This window comes from Pseudomonas sp. P5_A2_2 (assembly GCF_054177685.1).
In genome coordinates this window covers 1-4,296 of record NZ_JBGCUL010000376.1, presented here as the reverse complement: position 1 = coordinate 4,296, position 4,296 = coordinate 1, and the positions used below count along the sequence as shown (strand labels likewise).

6 protein-coding genes are annotated in these 4,296 nt (G+C 56.4%); 3 read left to right on the top strand and 3 right to left on the bottom strand.

Features of this window, described 5'->3' with window-relative positions:
• Positions 1-214 precede the first annotated feature (214 nt).
• On the bottom strand, positions 215-571 hold the full coding sequence (locus tag ACXRVY_RS18700) for a hypothetical protein (RefSeq protein WP_223457307.1): 357 nt from the start codon (positions 569-571) through the stop codon (positions 215-217).
• 95 nt (positions 572-666) lie between these two features.
• Positions 667-819: a DUF4406 domain-containing protein gene (locus ACXRVY_RS18695; RefSeq protein ID WP_458237954.1), complete on the bottom strand. Its 153-nt coding sequence runs from the start codon at positions 817-819 to the stop codon at positions 667-669.
• Positions 820-1,003: 184 nt separating this feature from the next.
• Between ACXRVY_RS18695 and ACXRVY_RS18690 the strand changes: the two genes are divergently transcribed.
• From ACXRVY_RS18690 to arsJ, 3 genes are all read left to right on the top strand, one after another.
• Entirely contained in the window at positions 1,004-1,375 is a 372-nt protein-coding gene (locus tag ACXRVY_RS18690; protein ID WP_223457311.1) for a metalloregulator ArsR/SmtB family transcription factor, read from the top strand.
• A gap of 90 nt (positions 1,376-1,465) precedes the next feature.
• A complete protein-coding gene (locus ACXRVY_RS18685; protein ID WP_223457313.1) occupies positions 1,466-2,470 on the top strand; it encodes an ArsJ-associated glyceraldehyde-3-phosphate dehydrogenase in 1,005 nt (334 codons plus the stop codon).
• 9 nt (positions 2,471-2,479) lie between these two features.
• The gene (arsJ, locus tag ACXRVY_RS18680) at positions 2,480-3,715 is read left to right on the top strand and encodes an organoarsenical effux MFS transporter ArsJ (RefSeq protein ID WP_458237953.1); all 1,236 of its coding nucleotides are present in this window, start codon (positions 2,480-2,482) and stop codon (positions 3,713-3,715) included.
• 83 nt (positions 3,716-3,798) lie between these two features.
• On the opposite strand, the gene ACXRVY_RS18675 is transcribed toward arsJ, so the two are convergent.
• The coding region (locus ACXRVY_RS18675; protein WP_458237952.1) for an ATP-binding cassette domain-containing protein at positions 3,799-4,296 on the bottom strand (498 nt) is incomplete at its 5' end.

Below are 4,296 nucleotides of genomic sequence, written 5' to 3'. Positions count from 1 at the left end.
GGTAACTATCCGGCTGGCATCAATTGCAATCAGCAACTCGGGTTCTTCGAGGATGATTTTGGTCGATGAAATGGATTTCCCCTATTTTTCCCCCCACAAAAACGTCGGCTCTTGATGGCCGTCACTGGACTCTCGTAGAGCAGAACACTGCTGGAGCTCAAGTAAGTACTTGCAGCTTCAATAGCGGCTGACTTTGAAGGGGAGGGGAATGGTGTTACTTGAGGGCAGACGCAGAGATTTTGGAGTAAGTGTCGATATCAGTTGTGGCAAGCAGGCAGCGGCCATCTTTGAATTTTGCGTAGAAAGTTATTTCCTTTTCTTTGTCACTTAGCCACCAGCCCGCAACCAGTCCAACCGGACCTAAAAGCAATGCTCCAGCCAGGCTCCATCGAATAACGCTTCCTTTCTTATTAACTATTTCCTCGGTTGCTGTTTCTAAAGTTTCTATTTTTGAAAGGGGTATTTTTATTTTAAGGGAAGGTTTTACTGCGGATTTTAAAATGAACAGTCCAGATTGAAATTCAGCAGCACCTGTCAGAAAGTCACCGGATATTACCGTTATCTTCGACATGGTGTTTCTCTTCTGATCAGGTTTAGCCAGCTGACTACTGGGCTCCAAAGGTCTCTGTCAGTCAATCGACTTACGACAAAAGGTGAGACCGACAGTCACCCCATCGATACCAGATCCTGGGCATTCACAACCGTCATGCCGAGGCGGTCGGCGATCAGCACTTCCAGTCGTGCACCTTTCGAATGCTCCCAGCCARGGAGCGTGGCCACGGTGTTGCAGTCCATCAGGGCGGCGATGTCGCGGCGCATGCAGTCGCTTTGATGTATTGGTTTGCAGTTGTCTCTTTACGTTGTATACGGAAATTCATATATTCGATAAACCGTATATGAGCTGAGGCTTCACAATGACTGGCAAAGCCCGTGTCCTCCTTCACGAAATTCATGAGCGCATCAAGATGTTCGTCTTGGTCAAAAACAAACACTGAGAACTGATATGGCTGACCATCTGACACCGACTACTGTTTTCAAATGCCTGGCTGACGATACTCGGGTCCGCACGATGATGCTCATCACCCGTGAAGGAGAGCTATGTGTTTGCGAGCTGACCTGCGCGCTGAACGAGAGTCAGCCAAAAATCTCCAGGCACCTCGCACAACTGAGAACCTGTGGCCTGTTGGCGGACCGTCGGCAAGGCCAATGGGTCTATTACCGACTGCACCCCAATCTGCCGGATTGGGTTCATCAAGTGCTGACCACTGCACTGGAAAGCAACAAGCATTGGTTGAGTCCTGATGCCAAACGCCTTGATGAGATGGGCGACCGTCCCGAACGGGCACTCGCCTGCTGTGAAAGCCAGATCGCCTGATTCCGCCTTCGACCCTGCCCATATCGACTACATCGGCCAGTTCGACACCCAGTCGAACGCCCACTGACAACAGATACAGAGCACAACAACATGACTATCAAAGTTGGCATAAATGGTTTTGGCCGGATCGGTCGCCTCGCTCTGCGAGCAGCCTGGAGCTGGCCAGAGTTTGAATTCGTGCAGATCAACGATCCGGCAGGGGACGCGGCGACTCATGCCCACCTGATCAACTTCGACTCGGTGCATGGCCGTTGGCACAACGAAGCCAGCGCCGAAGGCGATCATGTCGTGATTGGCGGCAAGCGCGTCAAAGTAACGGCCAACAAGGCGATTGCCGACACCGATTGGTCGGGCTGCGATCTGGTGATTGAAGCCAGCGGCAAGATGAAAACCGTCGCGGTGTTGCAGGCCTACCTGGACCAAGGCGTGAAGCGTGTGGTGGTCTGTGCACCGGTCAAGGAGCAGGGCGCCTTGAACGTGGTGATGGGCGTTAACCAGCACCTGTTCGACCCTGCGCAGCACCGCATTGTGACCGCCGCCTCCTGCACCACCAATTGCCTGGCCCCTGTCGTCAAAGTCATCCACGAAAAGCTGGGCATTCGCCACGGCTCGATCACCACCATCCACGACCTGACCAACACCCAGAGCATCCTCGATCAGCCGCACAAGGATCTGCGCCGTGCGCGTGCCTCCGGAATGAGCTTGATCCCAACCAGCACCGGCTCGGCCACCGCCATTGCCGAAATCTTCCCGGAGTTGCGCGGACGTCTGAATGGTCACGCGGTACGGGTGCCGCTGGCCAACGCTTCGCTGACTGACTGTGTCTTTGAAGTCGAGCGGGCCACCACTGTCGAAGAAGTGAATCAACTCCTCAAGGACGCTTCAGAGAATGAGTTGAAAGACATCCTCGGTTTCGAAGAGCGTCCATTGGTGTCCATCGACTACCGTACCGACCCGCGCTCATCGATCATCGATGCGCTGTCGACCATGGTCATCAACGGCACCCAGGTCAAACTCTATGCCTGGTACGACAACGAATGGGGCTATGCCAATCGCACCGTCGAACTGGCCAAAATGGTCGGTCTGGCGGTCTGAGGAGCGGTCATGAAAGCGTTGTCAGCCCTCGCTCCGCAAGTGCGGCAGTACCTGCTCGTGACGGGCAACTACTGGGCCTTCACTCTCACTGATGGCGCCTTGCGCATGTTGGTGGTGCTGCACTTTCACACGTTGGGCTACAGCCCACTGCAAATCGCGGCATTGTTTCTGTTCTACGAAGTCTTTGGCGTGATCACCAACCTGGTGGGTGGCTACCTCGGCGCCCGGCTGGGGCTGAACCGAACCATGAACATCGGGCTGGGCCTCCAGGTCGCGGCGTTACTGATGCTGACGGTTCCAGTGGCCTGGCTGACCATCCCTTGGGTGATGGGCGCGCAGGCGCTGTCGGGGGTTGCCAAAGACCTGAACAAGATGAGCGCCAAAAGCTCCATCAAGCTTCTGGTTCCGGATGGGCAGCAGGGCAAGCTCTACCAGTGGRTGGCGATCCTCACTGGCTCGAAGAACGCACTCAAGGGTGTCGGCTTCTTTCTTGGCGCAGTCTTGCTGGCATTGATCGGCTTCAAAGGCGCCTTACTGGCCATGGCCAGCGTACTGGCGCTGATCTGGATCGGCAGCTTGATCCTGTTGAGGAAGGACCTGGGCAAGGCCAAAGCCAAGCCAAAGTTCCGCGACATCCTGTCCAAGAGCCGGGCGATCAATATCCTTTCTGCGGCACGGATGTTCTTGTTCGGCGCCCGCGATGTCTGGTTCGTGGTGGCCTTGCCGGTGTACTTGAGCAGCGTGTTCGGCTGGGACTTCTGGAAGGTTGGCGGCTTCCTTGCGACCTGGGTGATTGGCTACGGCATCGTACAGTCCTTCGCGCCCCACATCACCGGCAAGAAGCGTGGACACGTACCGGATGGTCGTGCGGCATTTCTGTGGGCGCTGGCACTGGCCGGTCTGCCTGCTGCCATTGCTCTCGGGCTGAACACCGGGCTGTCGCAACAGGTGGTGCTGTTGGGTGGATTGATGGTTTTTGGTGCGTTGTTCGCGGTGAATTCGTCGCTCCACAGCTATCTGATCGTGTCCTACGCCAAGGAAGATGGTGTGTCACTGGATGTGGGTTTTTATTACATGTCGAACGCCATGGGACGGCTGATAGGTACGGTGCTTTCCGGCTGGATTTATCAGGTCTATGGATTGGGTGCGTGCTTGTGGATATCGAGCGCGTTCGTACTTCTCGCTGCCTTGATTTCCATAGGTCTGCCCAGGCATTCTGCGTCGCTGCTTGACGACGTAGTCTAGTGTTTTCCGAGGGCGGCTATTTAGCGGCCTTTGAGGGAGCCAGTGCCTTCGAGCGATCTGTTGGTTGCTCGAAGGCGCTCTTGCTACTTCAGGTTGCCGCTGAGGAATTGCTGCAGGCGCTCGCTTTTTGGATTGCCCAATACGTCCTCGGGCGCACCCTGCTCTTCGACCCGCCCCTGGTGCAGGAACAGCACCTGGTTCGACACTTTGCGCGCAAAGCTCATTTCGTGGGTCACCATGATCATGGTGCGGCCTTCTTCGGCCAGCCCCTGGATCACCTTGAGCACTTCGCCCACCAGTTCCGGGTCCAGGGCCGAAGTCGGCTCGTCGAACAGCATGATCTCCGGTTCCATGCTCAGGGCGCGGGCAATGGCGACSCGTTGCTGCTGACCACCCGAGAGGAACGCCGGGTATTGATCGGCCACCCGTGCCGGCAAACCGACCTTGTCCAGGTAGCGCCGGGCGCGATCCTCTGCGTCCTTCTTGCTGACGCCCAGCACCCGGCGTGGGGCCATGGTGATGTTGTCGAGCACGGTCATGTGGCTCCACAGGTTGAAGTGCTGGAACACCATGGCCAGGCG